Raw genomic sequence first — 15949 nt, forward strand, 5'->3', positions numbered from 1 at the left:
AGCCCATGCGTCTGCATAAGCACCGACAAAAAAGACGCTGATATTTGCTGCTGGGCCGGCCGCGGATTTGAGCAATAACTGCGGCGCGTGAAGCCGCAACTTATGCAATCTACCGAATCAATGCCGGCCTCTTGTCAGGCCTGGCGGCAGGTGAGATACCCATACTTTCAGCGGAGAAATCCGACCGGTCACGCTCCCTTGTCCATGGAGATCTGTCATGTCCAACTCGCAACGCCCTGTCTATGCCTACCGCCCCATGACCGCTGCCGATGTGGCGGCGGCCCATGCCTTGTCCGTGCAGTTGAAATGGCCCCACCGTCTGGAAGACTGGGCCATGCTGCAGCGTGTCTCCCAAGGCTTTGTCGTAGAGGACGAAGGGCGTCTGATCGGTACCGCGTTCACTTGCCCGCAGGGTGATTACGCCACGATTGGCCTGGTGATCGTCAGCGATGAGTACCAGGGCCAGGGCATCGGGCGCAGATTGATGGAACTGGCGCTCGAAGCGTGCGGTTCGCGGACCGCGGTGCTCAATGCGACGTTGGCCGGCGCGCCCCTTTACGCCAGCCAGGGATTCGTTGACTTTGGGCATATCCAGCAGCATCAGGGCAACGTATTGCCCCCTGCCTCCACGGACCTGCCATCCGGTGAGCGTCTGCGCCGCCTGACCGACACCGATCGAAACGAGGTGATCGAACTCGCCAATGCCGGCAGCGGCCTGGACAGGCATACCGTGCTCAACGATCTGTTCGACAGTGTCGACGACGTCGTGGGCATCGAGCGCGATGGACAACTGCGCGGATTCGCCATTTTGCGTCCCTTCGGCCGCGGTCGTTATATCGGCCCGGTCGTGGCAGAAAATCCAGGGCAGGCCAGGTACTTGATCGCCGTGTTATTGGCGCAAGTACCGGACGCTTTCGTGCGCATGGATGTACTGCCCGACAGCGGCTTGGGTGCCTGGCTGGAAGAAGCCGGGTTGAAACAGGTCGACACCGTCGCCCAAATGGTCCGCGGGACCCCGCCCCAGGCCAGCGGCGGCGTACATCAATTTGCGCTGGTGACCCAGGCCATCGGCTGACGCCCCTCCATCACCGCTATACCATCCACTCTCCTGGAGAAACACCCTCATGCTAGAACCCACTGCCGTGCTGCTGGCCCATGCCAACGGCACTCCCGCGTCCACGGCATTCACCCGCGGCTCATTGGGCGCCAACGATCCTTTCGACCGGCAGATCGCTTATGTCGGGACCGATGACATTGCTGCCGGCATCGTCCAAGCGAGCGGGCAATTCAGCACCGATGACTACCCCTACAGCGAAACGATTGTTGTCCACGCGGGACACGTCACCCTGCAGAGCCAGGAGCACTCGCTCGAACTCAATCCGGGTGACAGCGCCGTGATTGCCCGCGGCACATCGGTTCGGATCGAGGCGCAACCGGGTTCGCTCTGGGCATTCTGTGCCGATATCCAACCGGTTGAAGCCGGCAACATAGGGCTGACCGCTCTCCCCCCGCACACCCTGCTCTCCCCTTCGACGCCTCCGAGTGAAGAGTTCCTGCTGAGCCCGACGCCACAATGTCGCTCGAACAACTTGTTCGTCGAGGACGCGACCAACCTGCGCATCGGCATTTGGGATTCGACACCTTATGTCCGTAGGGCGCGGCCACATACGATGCATGAGTTGATGTACCTGGTCGAAGGCAGCATCATTCTCCAAGTCGATGGGACCCAACTGGCGGTCAACACGGGAGATACAGTGTTCGTACCGCGAGGCACTCCCTGCGCGTGGAAGAGCAGTGTCTATGTGCGCAAGTTCTATGTTTGCAAGTGATCGCCTGGTGTAGCTTTTCTTGGTGTAAATATCCGTTAACCACGAGGCGGCCTTAAAGCCGACCTGCCTCTCCCAGTCGTATACCCATCAGATCCATGGGAGCAAAGCTTGCTCGCGATAACGGTGGTTCAGTCGCATGGGTGCTGGGCTGACTGGCCTCATCGCGAGCAAGCTCGCTCCCACAGGGGGTCTGTGTTGGACATGAATGTTGTGTCCACTGAAGATTGCATGTGGGAGCGAGCCTGCTCGCGATGGCGATGGCTCATTCAATGAAAATATTGAAGGTGCCGGCCCGTTCGCGAGCAGGCTCGCTCCCACAGGGAAACTGGGCGCATGTGTGTTAAGTGTCTGCCGAAAATCCGGTGTGGGAGCGAGCTTGCTCGCGATGGCGGTAGTTCAGTCACATGGATGTCGGACTTGCCGGCCTCATCGCGGGCAAGCCCGGCTCCCACAGGGATCGGTGGCGTACACCAATTTCGGGTACACCGCAGCCCCCTTGTGGGAGCGAGCTTGCTCGCGATGGCGGTGGTTCAGTCACATGGATGTTGGACTTGCCGGCCTCATCGCGGGCAAGCCAATCAAAGCGCCATCGCCACAGCCTGACCAACCTCCTGAGTAGAACCCTGCCCGCCCAGGTCAGGCGTAATCGGCCCCTCTGCGATGACCTGCTCGATGGCCCTGAGAATACCGTCATGAGCCGCACGATAACGCTCATCGCCGTTGCCAAGGAAATCCAGCATCAAGGCCCCAGACCAAATCATCGCAATCGGATTAGCGATGTTCCGTCCATAGATATCCGGCGCCGAACCATGAACCGGTTCAAACAGCGAAGGAAAACGTCGCTCCGGGTCGAGATTGGCCGAGGGGGCGATGCCGATGGTGCCAGCGCAGGCCGGCCCGAGGTCGGACAGGATGTCGCCGAACAGGTTCGACGCCACGACCACATCGAAACGATCAGGCTGAAGCACGAAGCGCGCACACAGGATGTCGATGTGTTGCTTGTCCCAGGTGACGTCCGGGTACTGCTGCGCCATGAGGGCTGTGCGTTCGTCCCAGTACGGCATGCTGATGGAAATGCCGTTGGACTTGGTCGCCGCGGTCAGGCGCTTGCGCGGCCGGGTCTGAGCCAGGTCGAAGGCGAACTTGAGAATCCGGTCCACGCCACGGCGGGTGAACACCGACTCCTGCAGCACGAACTCGTGCTCGGTGCCTTCGAACATCTTGCCGCCAATCGAGGAATATTCGCCCTCGGTGTTTTCGCGAATCACCACGAAATCGATGTCCCCGGCTTCGCGCCCTGCCAACGGGCACGGCACACCGGGAAACAATCGCACCGGACGGATATTCACGTACTGGTCGAAGTCCCGACGAAACTTCAACAGCGAACCCCACAGGGAAATATGATCCGGCACCTTGTCCGGCCAGCCCACGGCGCCAAAATAAATCGCGTCGAAGTCCTTGAGCTGCTCGAACCAGTCGTCGGGCATCATCTGCCCGTGTTCCAGGTAATAATCGCAGTTGGCCCAGTCGAGCACTTCAATGCTCAAATCCAATTGCCATTTCTTCGCGGCCTGCTCCAATACCCGCAGCCCTTGTGGCAAGACTTCCTTGCCAATGCCGTCGCCGGCAATCGCGGCGATTCTGAATGGTTTGCTCATCAACCGTGCCTCCTCTCTTCAAACGCTGACCGGGTCACAACCCACCCATGTGGAAGGCTTTGACTTCAAGGAATTCGTCCAGGCCGTACTTGCTGCCTTCACGCCCCAGGCCGGATTGCTTGATCCCGCCAAAGGGCGCGACGTCCATGGAAATGAGCCCGGTATTGAGACCGATCATGCCAAACTCCAACGCCTCGCCGAACCGCCATGAGCGGCGCAGGTCCTGGGTGAAGAAATACGCGGCCAGGCCATAAGGCGTTGCGTTGGCCGAGGCCAGCGCCTCTTCTTCCGTGCGAAAGCGCATCAGCGGTGCCACTGGGCCGAAGGTTTCTTCGTTGGCCAGCAGCATCCCGGCATGGGTTTCGCCGAGCACCGTCGGCTGGACGAACTGGCTGCCGCCCTGGGGGATCTCACCACAGAGTAGACGCGCGCCCTGGCTCAACGCCTCGTCGATGTGTCGAGCGACCTTACTGACCGCCGCCGCATTGATCAGGGGACCTATGTTTACGCCGTCCTGCAGGCCATCGCCGACCTTGAGCTTGCCCACCTCCTCCACCAGGCGCTGGGCGAAGCGCTCGTAGATCCCATCCTGCACCAGGATTCGGTTGGCGCAGACGCAGGTCTGTCCCGCGTTGCGGAATTTGCTGAGCATGATGCCGGTCACCGCCTGTTCCAGGTCGGCGTCGTCGAACACGATGAATGGCGCGTTACCGCCCAGTTCCAGGCTCAAGCGCTTGATGTGTTCCGAGCTCTGGCGCATCAGCAGTCGACCAACCGCGGTGGAACCGGTGAAGGACAGCTTGCGCACCGTTGGGTTACCGGTCAGCTCTTCACCGATGCCGACAGGCATGCCAGTGACGACATTGAACACCCCGGCGGGAATGCCGACCCGCTCGGCCAGCACGGCCAGGGCCAAGGCCGACAGTGGGGTCAGGTCTGACGGTTTGACCACGATCGTGCAACCGGCGGCCAAGGCCGGCGCGCACTTGCGGGTGATCATCGCGTTGGGGAAGTTCCACGGGGTGATCGCGGCGCAAACGCCGACCGGTTGCTTGAGGGTCAGCAAGCGGCGGTCACCGCTGGGGGCCTGGATGGTTTCGCCGTAGACCCGTCGGGCTTCTTCGGCAAACCATTTGACGAAGCTGGCACCGTAGCGAATCTCGCCCTGGGCTTCCGTCAGCGGCTTGCCCTGTTCGCAGGTCAGGATCAACGCCAGGTCGTCGAGGTTGTCGATCATGGCCTGATACCAACGATCCAGCAGCGCCGCCCGTTCTGCCGCCGGACGTGCACGCCAGGCCGGCCAGGCACGGTCGGCGGCTTCGACGGCGCGCCGGGTTTCGCTGCCTTGTATCGCCGGCACCTTGGCGAGCACTTCGCCGGTGGCCGGATTGATGATGTCCAAGGTCTCGGCGTTGTCGGCGCCGACCCATTGACCGTCGATGTAAGCGAGTTCAACCAGCAGGCTGGGGTCTTTCAGGCGATTCTTGAGCATGGCGTGGAGTCCTGTTCTGAGACAGTCTCCAGTCTATTGAGTCGCCATGGATGAGGATGCTGAAAACGCCGGTCCTACAGCCGTCGAATGCTGAAAATCAGCATTCGACGGCAGGCTTTACCGTGGCACGATTAGATGCGCATCGAGCCCAACAGCCCCTGCAGAAAACGCTCGCCTGCGACCAGTTGGCTGATCTCGATGAACTCGTCAGGCTTGTGCGCCTGTTCTATCGAGCCTGGGCCACAGACCACCACCGGCACGTCCAGGCGTTGCTTGAACAACCCGCCCTCGGTGCCGAAGGAGACTTTGGCGGTGCCGGTGTCCGGGGCGGCAAAATTTTTCAGGAAACGCACCGCGTCGACGCTCGGATGGGTATCGAGGCCCGGGTAGACATTCAAGGTCTCGATTTCGATCGCGGCCACGCTGGAGAGCTTCTTGGCTTCGCGCACGATCAGTTCGGCCCGCTCGCGCATCTGTTCGAGGAACCCGTCCAGGTCGTCCGCTGGCAAGTTGCGCACTTCGAAATCCAGGGTGCACAGGTTGGGCACGATGTTCAGCGCCTTGCCGCCGACAATCTGGCCGACATGCACGGTGCTGTAGGGCACGTCGTAATCGGTATCCCGTGCCCCCTGCTCTTGCAACTGCTGCTGGCTCTGGCGCAGCGCGGCGATGAAATCGCAGGCCACGTGAATCGCATTGACCGAACGCGGTGCGAGTGAGGAATGCGCTTCCAGGCCGCGACAGTAGGTGCGGTAGGAACCCTTGCCCTTGTGCCCGAGCACGAACTGCATATTGGTCGGCTCACCGATCACGCACAGGAACGGCCGAACCGGTGCCAGGTGCAGCACATCGAGCAAACGACGCACCCCCACGCACCCGATCTCTTCGTCATGGGACAACGCCAGTTGCAATGGCCGGCTCAATGGCTGTTCGCTGGCATCGAGCATGGCGTCGGTGGCCAGTGCGATAAAACCCTTCATGTCGCAACTGCCCCGACCATAGATCCGCCCGTCCCGCACCGTCGCCTCAAACGCCGGGACAGTCCAGGCCTGCCCCGCCGCCGGCACCACGTCGGTATGACCGGACAGGAGGACCCCCGGCACGTCCCGGGGTCCGGTGCTGGCAAACAGATTGGCTTTCTGGCCGCTTTCATCCTGGACGATCAGCGACTCGATGCCCTTGGTCAGCAGCAGATCGCGTACATACTCGATCAAGGCCATGTTCGATTCCGAAGAGACGGTATCGAAGGCCATCAGCCGCTTGAGAATCTCCAATACACGGGGTTTCATGCGTACGCCGCCACGGTCAGGTTGTTCGATTGCTGGGTTTTCATCAGTTCGGCGCTGTCGTGATGGCAGAGGATTTCGCTGCCGCCGACAATCATCCGCCGCTGCGGCGCGACGCAATTGCACAGCCCGTCTACCCGTACCGGGCAGCGACTGAGGAAGGTACACAGCCCGGGCACGTTGGCTTTCGGGCCAACGGGCGGCAGCGTCTGGCAGGTCGTTGCCCCGCAGGTTTCCAGCCAGCCCTGGCGCAGCTCCGGTACGGAATGAATCAACAGGTCGGTATACGGATGGAACGGCGCCTCGGCATAGGATTGGCGGCTACCGGCCTGGACCTTGTGTCCGCTGTACATGACCACGATGTCGTCGCACAAGGCGCGCACGGTGGAGATGTCGTGGCTGATGAACAGATAGGACACTCCCAGTTGCTGGCGCAGGTCGCGCAGCAGTTCGAGAATCGCCGCGCCGACCACGGTATCCAGCGCCGAGGTCACTTCGTCGCAGAGGATCAGGTCCGGCTTGGCCGCCAAGGCCCGGGCCAGGTTGACCCGTTGCTTCTGGCCGCCGGACAGTTCGTTCGGGCGTCGGTCCGCCATCGTGCGCGGCAAACGCACCAGGTCCAGTAATTCGCCGATACGCTCGCGCAACGCCGCGCCCTTGAGGCCGAAGTACATCTTCAGCGGACGGCTCAGGATCGTGCTGACGCTGTGCATCGGGTTGAGGGCAGTGTCGGCATTCTGGAAGACCATTTGAATGCGTCGGAACTGTTCGTGGGTGCGCGACGACAGGCTGCCCCCCAGGGGCTGGCCATCAAAGGTCAGCCCGCCAAGGGCCGGCACCAGCAATCCGGCCACGACCCGTGCCAGGGTCGATTTGCCAGAGCCCGACTCGCCAATGACGCCAATGGCCTGGCCTCGGCGAACCGTCAGGTCGATGTCTTCCAGCACCCGAATCGCTGGCATGCCCTGGGCATTCTTGTTGCCGTAGCCGGCGGTCAGCCCTTGGATGGTCAGCAGTGGCGTGTCCTGGGCGATGTCGCTCGGTGGGCGGATCGTCGTGTCCGGCCGCGCCGCCGCCAACAAGCTGCGGGTGTATTCGTGGGCCGGCCCCTTGAGCAAAGGCGCCGTGGCGCTGTGCTCGAAGATTTCGCCGCCATTGAGCACGACGATCTGGTCAGCCATCTGCGCCACCACCGCGAGGTCGTGGGACACATAGACGGCCGTGGCCCCCCGTTCACGCACCACCCGTTTGAAGGCTCGCAGCACATCGATCTGGGTCGTCACATCCAGGGCCGTGGTCGGCTCGTCGAGCACCACCAGCAACGGATCGCTGATCAGCGCCATGGCCGCCATCACCCGTTGCAGTTGTCCGCCGGACACCTGGTGGGGATAGCGCTGGCCGATGCGCTCAGGGTCTGGCAAGGCCAGGTCGCGGAACAACTCGATGGCCTTGGCCTCAAGCACGGCCCGGCTACCCAAGTCATGGATCAGCGCGCCCTCCACCACTTGATCGATCAGTTTTTTCGCCGGGTTGAACGCCGCGGCGGCGCTTTGGGCGATATAGGACACCCGATTGCCGCGCAACTTCTGCAACTGGCTTTCGCCCAACGCCAGCATGTCATGCTCGCCGATTTGCACGACGCCGCCCGCCAGCCGACACCCGCGCCGGGCATAACCGAGCAGCGCCAGGGCGATGGTGGTCTTGCCGGAACCGGACTCGCCGATCAACGCCAACACTTCACCCTTTTGCAGGGAGAAGCTGACGCCCTTGACGATGTCCACCTCACCACGCTCGCCACAGGCGACCACGCGCAGGTCCTGTACTCGAATCAACTCGCTCATTTCAATGACCTCCCGAACGTCGGCTACGTCGCGACGACAACCGGTCGATGAACAGATTCACGCCGATGGTCAGGGTGCCGATGGCCAGTGCTGGAATCACGATGGCCGGTGCCCCTTGATTGAGCCCACCGATGTTCTCGCGCACCAGCGAGCCCAGGTCGGCATCTGGCGGTTGCACGCCCAGCCCCAGGAAACTCATGCCACTGAGCAGCAGCACGATGAAACCAAAGCGCAGGCCCAGGTCCGCCAACACCGGGTTGAGGATGTTCGGCAGGATTTCCACGCAGGCGATGTACAGCCGACGCTCGCCCCGGGTACGGGCCACTTGCACGTATTCCAGGGCCTCGATATTCACCGCCATGCTGCGGGCGATGCGGAACGCGCCGGGGGTGTAGCTCAACACCGCCGTGCAGATCAGCAAGGTGACCGAAGAGCCGAAGGCCGAAACCATGATCAGCGCGAGCATCTTGCTGGGGATCGAAATGAACGCATCCATCAGGCGACTGATCAACTCGTCCAGCCATTTCGGCGACACCACCGACAGCAGTGCCAGGCTGGTCCCCAGGGTGCTGGACAACACCGCGGCCACCAACGCCAGGCCGACGGTGAAGCGCGCGCCGACGAGGATCCGGCTGAGCATGTCGCGGCCCAGGTAATCGGTGCCGAACGGGTACGTTGCGCTGAGGCTGTCGAATACGTTGTCGGAGACCACCTCCCCCACCGGATGTGGCGCCAGCCACGGGCCGAAGATGGCCACCAGCAACCAGATCACACACATCGCAGCACCGACCAGCCCCAGCCAGGACTTGGCGTGGGCATCTTTGCCCAACCCCAGCGCAACGGCCGCCGTCGGGGACTTCACAATGAGATTGTTCATTGGTTTCTCAGCCTCGGATTGGACAGTATCGCGCACAGGTCGGCAATCAAGACCAATGCCAGGTACGCCGTACAAAACAACATGGTGCAGGCCTGGACCAGGGCCATGTCGCGGTTGGTCACGGCATCGACCATCAGGCTGGCGATGCCGGGATAGTTGAAGATCGTTTCGACGATCACCACCCCGCCCAACAAGTAGGACAGGCTCAGGGCGATGGCATTGGCGATGGGGCCGATGGCATTGGGCAAGGCATGCCGAAGTACGATGCGGATATTGCTCACGCCTTTGAGCCGGGCCATTTCCACGTAAGGGCTGTCGAGCTGATCGATCACCGCCGCCCGGGTCATGCGCGACATTTGCGCGACAATCACGCAACACAGCGTCATGACCGGCAATGCGTAGGTGCGCATGAATTGCCAGGGTGAGGTGATGTCACTGGCGTAGGACAGCGCCGACAACCAGCCCAGGTTCACCGCGAAGATCAGCACCGCCAAGGTGGCGACCAGGAATTCCGGCACCGCCACCATGGTCAAGGTGAAGAAACTCAGGAAGCTGTCGATGCGCCCGCCCCGGCCCATGGCCGAACCGATGCCCAGGGCCAAGGCCACAGGCACCGACACCAACGCGGTGGCAGCCGCCAGCATCAACGTATTGGGGACCCGGCCGGCCATCAGATCGATGACCGGCATGGCGTTGGACATCGACATGCCCAGGTCACCGCTGAGCAGGCTCGTCAGCCAGTGCAGGTATCGCAACACACCGGGCTGGTCCAAACCCATTTTCGTCCGCAGGGCCGCCACTTGTTCTGGCGTGGCGAACTGCCCCAGCGCCTGTTGCGCCGCGTCTCCCGGCAGTACCGCCGTGATGGCGAATACCACCATGGAGACAATCAACAAGGTCACGACCGCCGCCCCCAGGCGGCGGCCAATCAACCAGAGTGTGTTGCTGTTCATCATCCGACCCTCATGCAATATGGCCAAAACCCGACGTTCATCAAGCGTCCAGCCAGACTTGCTCGGCAAACATGTAGCCCATGAAACCGCCCAGGGGGTTGGCGCCGTAGCCCTTGACTCGCTGATCGGCACCGTCGATGTTGCTGATGAACACCGGGACGCCAATACCACAGTGCTCATGCACCAGCACTTGCATGTCGCCGTACATCTTGCCGCGCTTGGCCTCGTCGGTTTCACCGCGGGCCTGGATCAACAGCTGGTCGAACTGTTCGTTTTTCCAGCCGGACTCATTCCACGGCGCACTCGACTGGAAGAACTGCGAGAACAGCATGTCGGCATTCGGCCGTGGGTTGATGTTGCCAAAGCTCAGCGGGTGCTTGGCCCAGTGGTTGGACCAATAGCCATCGCTCGGCAGGCGGTTGACGTTGAGCTTGAGCCCGGCCTCTTTGGCGGACTGCTGCAGCAACACCGCGACGTCCACCGAGCCGGTCGCCGCTGGCGAGCACATCAGCGGCATGCTGATGTCTGCCATGCCGGCTTTCTTGAGCAGGAACTTGGCCTGTTCCGGATCGTAGGCCCGTTGTGGCAGTTCGGCGTTGTAGAAGCGTGCGCCGGGGGCGATCGGATGGTCGTTGCCGACCCTGGCGTAACCCCGGAAGATTGCCGACTTGATCTGTTCCCGATCCAGCAGCAGCTTCATGGCCTGGGTGAATTCCGGGCTTTTGCCAGGCATCTGGTCCTGACGAATGATCAAGTCAGTGTAGTTGCCCGACGGTGAGTCAATGACCTGGTGCTTGGCGCTGGCCTTGATGCGAGTGGTCGAGCGCGGGTTGACCTCGTTGACGATGTGCACGTCCCCCGACAACAGGGCGTTGATCCGCGACGATTCGTCGGCGATGCCGATGAATTCGATTTCGTCCAGGTACGGCAAGCCGGGTTTCCAGTAATTGGTATTGCGCACACCAATGGAACGCACCCCAGGCTTGAACTCCTTGACCTTGAACGGACCGGTACCGACGCCCTGGCTGAAATCGCTGGTGCCTTCGGGAACGATCAGCATGTGAGAAACGGCAAGCACCGACGGCAATTCAGCGTTGGGGCCGGTCAACTGTATCTGCACTTCATGGGTGCCGACGGCTTTGACGTCGGCGAACTGCGACGCCAGCGGCAAGACCTTGGAGCCGGTGATCGGGTCCTTGTGCCGCAACAACGAAAACACCACGTCGGCGGCGGTCAGTGCCTTGCCATTGTGGAAGGTCACTTCCTTGCGCAGGCTGATCACCCAGAGCGTGGCGTCGGTGGTTTCGATACGCTCGGCCAGTTCCAGTTGCGGCACCATGTGGCTGTCGAAACGCGTCAGCCCGTTATAGAACATGTAATGGCGCACATAGTCGGTGGACGACGAACCTTTGGCCGGGTCCAAGGTGTCGGCGGTGGAACTGGTCGAGCCTGCGACACGGATGCGACCGCCAGGCTTGCCTTTGCCAGGGGTTGCGGCCTGCTCATCGGCGAACAACTTGCCGGCGGCGCCGAACAGGCTACCCGCGCCCGCCACCGTCACCCCGGCCAATCCGAGCATTTGCAAAGCATTGCGGCGCGACATGCCGCGATTGAGCCCTTCGAAGATGCGCAGACTTTCCGTACCTGTTATCAGCTGGGTGTCGATACTGTTTTTCTTGTCAGTCATGTCAGTTCTACCTTTCGGAAGTGATAAGGCTCGATGGCTCGCGATTAACGCAATGTGTTGAAACGTGAAGCGTCCCCCGCAACTCAATGCAAATAGTCTTGAAGGCGGTAATACGCACCGACCAGGGGCAGGAACCAGGGCTTGCCGAAATGTCCGGGGATGGCTGGCCAATCGAGCTCGCGCCAAGGGTTGGCCTCGACCTTGCCTGCCATGACGTCGGCCATGACTTGGCCCATGTGCACCGACATCTGCACGCCATGGCCGCTGTAGCCCATGGAGTGATAAATGCCGCCGTGCTGGCCGGCCCGGGGCAGCCGATCGGAGGTCATGTCCACCAGTCCACCCCAGCAATAATCGACCTTCACGTGAGCCAACTGCGGGAACATCTGCACCATCGCCGCATGCAGGACTTTGCCGCTCTTGGCATCCGACACGCTGTCAGACATGGCGAACCGCGCACGCCCACCAAACAGCAGGCGGTTGTCCGGCGTCAGGCGAAAGTAGTTGCCGATCATGCGGCTGGTGACATAGGAGCGATGGGCCGGCAGCAAGCTGTCGATCAGCGCCTGGGGCAACACCTCGGTGGCGATCACGAAACTGCCCACGGGTACGATCCGCCGCCGATACCAGCCCAACCCACCCTGCTGAGAGGTGCCGGTGGCCAGCAGGACCTGCGTGGCCTGGAGCGAACCCTTGGTGGTATTGACCCGATAGCCGCCGGCACTGGCTTTCCAGTCCGTGACGGATACACCCTGGAAGATCAACGCGCCATGACGGGCTGCGGCTTCGGCCAACCCGACCCCGAAGCGCCCGACATGCATCTGCACGCCGTTGCGCTGCAGCAAGCCACCATGGAACTGGGCCGAATTGACTTCAGCGCGGGTTTCCTGGGCAGACAGCAACTCGACCTCGGCATCGACCTCCCGCCGGATCAATTCGCAGGTGCGCGCCAAGCCTTCGTAATGCAGGGGCTTGGCCGCCAGCTTGAGCTTGCCATTGCGCTTGAGGTCGCAGGCAATCTGCTCCTGCTCCACCAGCGAGACAACGCTTTGCACGGCGCTTTCATAGGCCAGGTAATAGGCGCGCGCTTTATCGGCGCCGAGGCTGGCGCTCAGTGCCGCGTAGTCCTGGGCAACGCCGGTATTGCATTGGCCGCCATTGCGTCCCGACGCTTCGCCAATGACCCGCCCGCCTTCCAGCACCACCACATTGGCGCCCTTCAAGGCCAGGGCCCGGGCCGCGGCCAGGCCAGTGAAACCACCCCCGACGATGGCCACATCGACCTGCCCGGGCAACGCACCGAGCTGGGCACCGGTGAATGCCGGTGCGGTATCGAGCCAGTAAGACTCACTGCCCATGTCTAACCCCTTATGCCTTGAAGAGTGCCAAGAGACTCAGAGACCGACCAGACCGGCCAATCCGCCGATGTCCGGGATCTGGTGGTAGCTGTAGCCCACGTTCCCAGGCAGTTCATGACCGCGAGCCACGAACGCTTTGTTTTTGATCTTCATGTCGTCGGCTGGCATCAGGTCATAACGGAAGCTCGAGGACACGTGCAGCACATCTTCCGGCCCGCAGCCGAGGTTATCGAGCATGAACTCGAAGGCGGCCAGGCGCGGCTTGTAGGCTTGGGCTTGTTGAGCCGTGAAGACTTTATGGAAAGGCGCGCCGAGCTTGTCGACGTTGGACATGATCTGCTCGTCCATCGCGTTGGAGAAAATCACCAGGGGGATCTTGTCGGCGATTTTCGACAGGCCTGCCGGTACATCAGCATGGGGGCCCCAGGTCGGTACGGCATCGTAGTAGAGCTGGCCTTCGCCTTTGTATTCGACGCCCCAGCGTTTGCAGACACGGGACAAGGCAGTCTTGAGGATTTCATCATATGGCCGCCAGTCACCCATCACCTGGTCCAGGCGATAGGCCGAGAAATCCTTGACGAACTGGTCCATCTGCTCGGCAGGGACCCGATCGGCGAACAGCTCGCGCGTCATGGTGCCCATCTGGAAGTTGGTCAACGTGCCGTAGCAGTCAAAGGTAATGAACTTGGGGCGAAGGAAGCTCATGAGTGCAGTCCTGAGTGATGGTTGAGGTCATGAGGGGCAAGCAGTTGCGCCGTTCTGGAAGCCTGGGTGCAACGCTGCATCACGGATTTATTACAGCATCATGAGACCGTGCATAAACCGTTAAAAGTATAGGTCGCTTGGCACAAACCACCGTTTTTCGGGGCCTGCTCAGCAGACTGTGCGGGATGCGCCAAGCGCGGGCATTTGCGCCGTTTTCAAGGAATTTACGGGCGCAAATGGTGCGCAAAAAAACACGTGAACCGCTGTGTGCGGCAGAATCTACGCCCGCACTGCCCCTGCAAGAACGAGAACGGGCGCATCCCTTTCAGGAGGCGCCCGTTCATGGTGTCGTGGCTTGGAGATCCTTTGCTCAGAACTCCGCCACCTTGCCCCAGGACGAAGATTGGAAACGGTCCGGGTGATAAGGCCGCGGATCGACCAGTGGGGTCATGTCACAGATGATGTCGGCGATCAAGTGGCCCGCCCCCGGGCCGATGCCGAAGCCATGACCACTGAACCCCGCCGCCAGCACCAGGCCAGGTAGGCTGGCCATCTCGCCGATGCCGGGGACGCCGTCCGGCGTGCTGTCCACATAACCTGCCCAGGCTGCGGTGACCGACGACGCCTTCAGCGCCGGGATCAGGTCTACCGCGCGCTTGTAAGTCAACTCAACCGTCGAGGCGTCTGCTTTCGGATCCAGGATTCGCATGCGCTCCATCGGCGTTGGCTGGTCCAGCCGCCAGCGGCCCAAGCCTTCGTGTCCCGACTGGAAACCCTCCAGGCCACCGGGAGCCAGCTTGCGCCACCTGCGCTGAAACATTGGCAGGAACTGCGGGGCGAAACGCAGCAGTTGCAAGGTCGGGTCGACGCGCCCTCTGCCGCTGATGGCCAACGTCATCCCGCCATCGGCGCGACGGGTCATGGAGATTTCATCCGTATGGAGCGCATCCGGTATTTCTTTGGCGCCCTTGGACACCGACAGGATCGTTTGACGAATGGACGCCTGGGGAAAGCGAATGCCGTACTGCCGGCAGAAAGAGGAGGCCCAGGCGCCACCGGCGAGCACCGCGAGCTGGGTGCGAATGGTGCCCTTCTCGGTGACGACGGCCGACAACCGACCGCCTTCTGTCTCGAGGCCACGTGCGGCGCAGCCCTGGTGCACGGTGCCGCCCAGCTTGATGATGGCCCGCGCCACCGCCGGCGCGGCACGGGATGGGTCTGCTGTACCGTCGGTTGGTGAAAAGACCCCGCCTTTCCATGGCTTGCCGGTCACCCGACCCTGTTCGGCGGCCTGCTCCGCCGTCAGCATATGGGTTTCCACATTGACGGTACGGGCGAACTCACCCCATTTTGCCCAACCGGCCAGCTCTTTCTCGTTGTTGCTCAGATAGAGCAGGCCACATCTCCTGAATCCGGTGTCTTCCCCAGTCTCTGCGGCGAACTGCTCCCACAGATCCAGGCTCTTGGTCGACAGCGGCAACTCGCGGGCGTCTCGGTTCTGCTGGCGGCACCAGCCCCAGTTGCGACTCGATTGCTCTGCCCCTACGCGGCCTTTTTCCACCAGTGCGACCTTCATGCCGCGCTTGGCCAGGTAATAGGCCGTGAAGGTCCCGATAATGCCGCCGCCGATCACGACAACGTCAGCGTGTGTCGGAAGTTCAGAATGCGTCTCTACGGGGATTAACGGTGCTGGCATTTTCAGGATGTCCATTGAGGGCCGGGGGCGTTTAAAAAAGCATCTTCTTCAGCCGGTCGGGTGCATCGGGCTTGTACTGAGGATGTATGACCAGGGCAAGCCGCTACTCCGTTCTGGAAGCATCAGTGCCATGCTGAATCTGGTGTTTATTACAACACCAAGAAACCGTGCATAAACGGTTAAAAGTATAGGTCGGCTGGTACAAAGCACCGTTTTGCGGGATGTGTTCAGCAGACTTTGCGGGGAGGCTTTTGGATTTGTTCCTTTGGAGACGTGGTTGCGTGTGTATATCCGTTGCTGCGGTAACGGCCACTTAGGGTTCCGCCCTGACGGCGGGTCACTTTTGGAAGAATATCCAACATCTTCATTGACTGAACCACCGCTATCGCGAGCAAGCTCGCTCCCACATTCGGTCTTCAGTGGCCCCAGAATTTATATCCAACACAGAACCCCTGTGGGAGCGAGCTTGCTCGCGAAGAGGCCGGCACCTCCAACATCACCGCAAACTGACACACCGCCTTCGCGAGCAGGCTCGCTCCCACAGGAGGAACGCGGTCCCACCAAGAA

At 61.6% G+C, this 15949-nt stretch carries 12 protein-coding genes; 2 read left to right on the forward strand and 10 right to left on the reverse strand.

Annotated elements, in window-relative coordinates; all coding sequences use genetic code 11:
• Nucleotides 1-217 precede the first annotated feature (217 nt).
• Nucleotides 218-1075: a GNAT family N-acetyltransferase gene (locus tag ACIPQ1_RS06785; protein WP_250963698.1), complete on the forward strand. Its 858-nt coding sequence runs from the start codon at nt 218-220 to the stop codon at nt 1073-1075.
• 49 nt (nt 1076-1124) lie between these two features.
• The gene (locus ACIPQ1_RS06790; protein WP_250963697.1) at nt 1125-1829 is read left to right on the forward strand and encodes a cupin domain-containing protein; all 705 of its coding nucleotides are present in this window, start codon (nt 1125-1127) and stop codon (nt 1827-1829) included.
• Nucleotides 1830-2407: 578 nt separating this feature from the next.
• On the opposite strand, the gene ACIPQ1_RS06795 is transcribed toward ACIPQ1_RS06790, so the two are convergent.
• The 10 genes from ACIPQ1_RS06795 to ACIPQ1_RS06840 all read right to left on the reverse strand — a co-directional run bounded on the left by ACIPQ1_RS06795 (nt 2408) and on the right by ACIPQ1_RS06840 (nt 15382).
• Complete coding sequence (locus tag ACIPQ1_RS06795; protein ID WP_250963805.1) at nt 2408-3487, reverse strand: tartrate dehydrogenase; 1080 nt, start codon at nt 3485-3487, stop codon at nt 2408-2410.
• Between the two features lie 34 nt (nt 3488-3521).
• Nucleotides 3522-4979 carry an NAD-dependent succinate-semialdehyde dehydrogenase gene (locus ACIPQ1_RS06800; protein ID WP_446533808.1) on the reverse strand — a complete coding sequence of 486 codons (1458 nt, stop codon included), beginning with the start codon at nt 4977-4979 and terminating at the stop codon, nt 3522-3524.
• 131 nt (nt 4980-5110) lie between these two features.
• A complete protein-coding gene (gene argE, locus ACIPQ1_RS06805) occupies nt 5111-6268 on the reverse strand; it encodes an acetylornithine deacetylase (RefSeq protein ID WP_446533809.1) in 1158 nt (385 codons plus the stop codon).
• Nucleotides 6265-8106, reverse strand: coding sequence for an ABC transporter ATP-binding protein (locus ACIPQ1_RS06810; protein ID WP_446533810.1), 1842 nt, complete (start codon nt 8104-8106; stop codon nt 6265-6267). The genes argE and ACIPQ1_RS06810 overlap by 4 nt, the downstream gene beginning before the upstream one ends.
• 1 nt (nt 8107) lies before the next feature.
• Complete coding sequence (locus ACIPQ1_RS06815) at nt 8108-8983, reverse strand: ABC transporter permease (RefSeq protein WP_053121195.1); 876 nt, start codon at nt 8981-8983, stop codon at nt 8108-8110.
• Nucleotides 8980-9936, reverse strand: a complete 957-nt coding sequence (locus ACIPQ1_RS06820; protein ID WP_186728398.1) for an ABC transporter permease — start codon at nt 9934-9936, stop codon at nt 8980-8982. Before ACIPQ1_RS06820 ends, ACIPQ1_RS06815 begins: the two co-directional genes overlap by 4 nt.
• Before the next feature lie 40 nt (nt 9937-9976).
• Nucleotides 9977-11623: an ABC transporter substrate-binding protein gene (locus ACIPQ1_RS06825; protein WP_434570408.1), complete on the reverse strand. Its 1647-nt coding sequence runs from the start codon at nt 11621-11623 to the stop codon at nt 9977-9979.
• An 83-nt stretch (nt 11624-11706) separates the two neighbouring features.
• On the reverse strand, nt 11707-12981 hold the full coding sequence (locus ACIPQ1_RS06830) for an NAD(P)/FAD-dependent oxidoreductase (protein ID WP_411384670.1): 1275 nt from the start codon (nt 12979-12981) through the stop codon (nt 11707-11709).
• A 36-nt stretch (nt 12982-13017) separates the two neighbouring features.
• Nucleotides 13018-13686, reverse strand: a complete 669-nt coding sequence (locus ACIPQ1_RS06835; RefSeq protein WP_250963811.1) for a haloacid dehalogenase type II — start codon at nt 13684-13686, stop codon at nt 13018-13020.
• A 370-nt stretch (nt 13687-14056) separates the two neighbouring features.
• Nucleotides 14057-15382, reverse strand: a complete 1326-nt coding sequence (locus ACIPQ1_RS06840; protein ID WP_446533811.1) for an NAD(P)/FAD-dependent oxidoreductase — start codon at nt 15380-15382, stop codon at nt 14057-14059.
• Nucleotides 15383-15949: the final 567 nt, after the last annotated feature.

It is taken from the genome of Pseudomonas sp. LARHCG127 (genome assembly GCF_052871455.1).